Genomic DNA, 2,348 nt, shown 5'->3' with positions numbered 1-2,348 from the left:
CCCCCGGAAAGCTTTAAAATAAGCGCCACAACACCTCTTTGCTAATATCGAGGTATCCATTAATCACTAAGCGGAGTATTTATGAGTTACGACAAGGTCAGTCCGGGTAAAAAAATCCCAGAATCATTCAACGTCATTATTGAGATCCCAATGAATGCGGATCCAGTGAAGTATGAAGTGGATAAAGAAACTGGCTGCCTCTTCGTAGATCGCTTCATGGGTACAGCAATGCACTATCCATGCAACTACGGTTACATCCCAAAAACGATTGCTGGTGACGGCGATCCTGTTGACGTTCTCGTTATTACTCCATTTGCATTGGTACCAGGCTCAGTAGTGAGCTGCCGCGCCATCGGAATGTTGGAGATGGAAGATGAAGGCGGACAAGACGCGAAGTTGTTGGCCGTTCCAGAAGATAAGATTTTGCCAATCTACAAGCATTTGCAAAAGCCTGAAGATGTAAACGAATTACTCCTCGCTCAAATTCAACACTTCTTCGAGCACTATAAAGATCTCGAAAAAGGTAAGTGGGTAAAAGTTAAAGGTTGGACTGGTGTTGCTGGTGCCCATAAAGAAATTTTGGACGGCATCGAAGGTTACGCTAAGTCACAGAAGTAATTGATTTGTAATTGGGAGTGAGCTCGCAAAAAATCGCCCTGGCGCAAATCAACCCTCTTTTGGGTGATTTGCCTGGCAACGCGCAGCTCATTTCTCAAGCCGCCGCAAATGCTTATGCACAAGGCGCCACACTAGTTCTCACGCCAGAGCTCTCGCTCACTGGCTACCCTCCAGAAGACTTACTGCTTCGCCCTGCCTTTATTGAGGCTGCCGATCGTGAGCTCAGTTGTTTAGTGCTGGAGCTCCAGAAATTTCCAGGATTGACCGTGATTGTTGGTCACCCAAAAAAGACTGCAAATGGTTTGCAAAACTATGCGTCAGTCATTCGTGATGGAAAAGTTATTGCCGGCTATGCCAAACAAGAATTACCCAATCATGAAGTATTTGATGAGGTGCGCTACTTCACACCAGGCAACGAAGCCTGTGTCTTTGAAAATGCCGGCATCCAATATGGACTCATTCTGTGTGAAGACGCTTGGCATGCAGGCCCAGCTAAACAGGCTCATGCTGCTGGCGCCCAAGTACTTCTGGTTCTCAATGCCTCACCTTATCACCTCCAAAAAGAATCTTTACGTATTGAGGTGCTGCGCAAACAAATTGCCTTAAGCAAGATGCCTTTGGTTTATGTCAATGCAGTAGGCGGCCAAGATGAATTGGTTTTTGATGGTGGATCCTTTGCCTTGAACAGCGCGGGCAAGGTAGTGATGACCATGCCACAGTTTGAAACCGCTCTAGGCTATGTCGATGTCAATGCATCCGCTGACTTAGAGATAGGATCTCTTATTCCCCCATCAAGCGTAGAAGCTCAGGCCTATCAAGCTCTTGTTTTGGGTGTCCGAGACTATGTTCAGAAGAACCGTTTTCCAGGAGTCATTATTGGCCTCTCGGGTGGGGTTGATTCAGCATTAGTTCTGGCGATAGCTGTTGATGCATTGGGGGCAGACAAAGTTCGCGCCGTCATGATGGCCTCTCGCTATACCGCTGATATCTCTTGGATTGATGCTAGAGAAATGGCTCAGAATCTGGGTGTTCAATATGATGAGATCCCCATTAGCGAACCTGTTGATGCTTTAGAGCATGCCTTGGCTGAGCAATTCAAGGGCCTCAAACTGGACGCCACCGAAGAGAATATTCAGGCGCGAGTACGTGGCACTCTCCTAATGGCGCTATCTAATAAAACCGGCCGCCTAGTTCTTACAACCGGTAATAAAAGTGAAATGGCTGTGGGCTACTGCACTCTCTATGGAGATATGGCCGGTGGCTTTGCAGTCATTAAGGATATCGCCAAAACCTTGGTCTATCGCTTGTGCGCTTACCGCAACAGTATTACCCCAATTATTCCGGAGCGGATTTTGACGCGCGCCCCTTCCGCAGAATTACGTCCTGATCAAACCGATCAAGATAGCCTGCCATCGTATGAAGTATTGGATGGCATCGTAGAGCGCTATATGGAGCAAAACCAATCCATCGCCCAAATTATTGCCGCCGGCTTTGATCCAGAAAGCGTAGAAAAAGTTACCCGCCTGATTAAGCTCAATGAGTACAAGCGTCGCCAAGCACCTCCGGGTGTTCGTGTGACCACCAGAGCCTTTGGGCGTGACTGGCGCTATCCTATTACCTCCCAATTTAGGGCGTAACTGGGCATTGGTTTTCAGTTCTAGGTATGATTACTGTATTAAGGGGAATATATGAAGCTAATCACATCCATTATTAAGCCGTTCAAACTTGAC

Annotated in this window: 2 protein-coding genes; both read left to right on the top strand. The window is 47.3% G+C overall.

The window, feature by feature from the left end; all coding sequences use genetic code 11:
- Window positions 1–81: 81 nt before the first annotated feature.
- The gene (gene ppa / locus B7X71_RS15435; RefSeq protein ID WP_215309606.1) at window positions 82–618 is read left to right on the top strand and encodes an inorganic diphosphatase; all 537 of its coding nucleotides are present in this window, start codon (window positions 82–84) and stop codon (window positions 616–618) included.
- Between the two features lie 17 nt (window positions 619–635).
- Window positions 636–2,255 carry an NAD+ synthase gene (locus B7X71_RS15430; RefSeq protein ID WP_293599423.1) on the top strand — a complete coding sequence of 540 codons (1,620 nt, stop codon included), beginning with the start codon at window positions 636–638 and terminating at the stop codon, window positions 2,253–2,255.
- Window positions 2,256–2,348: the final 93 nt, after the last annotated feature.

Source organism: Polynucleobacter sp. 39-46-10 (assembly GCF_002282275.1).
The sequence above is the reverse complement of the archived record's forward strand: the minus strand, read 5'-3'. Positions and strand labels throughout refer to the sequence as shown.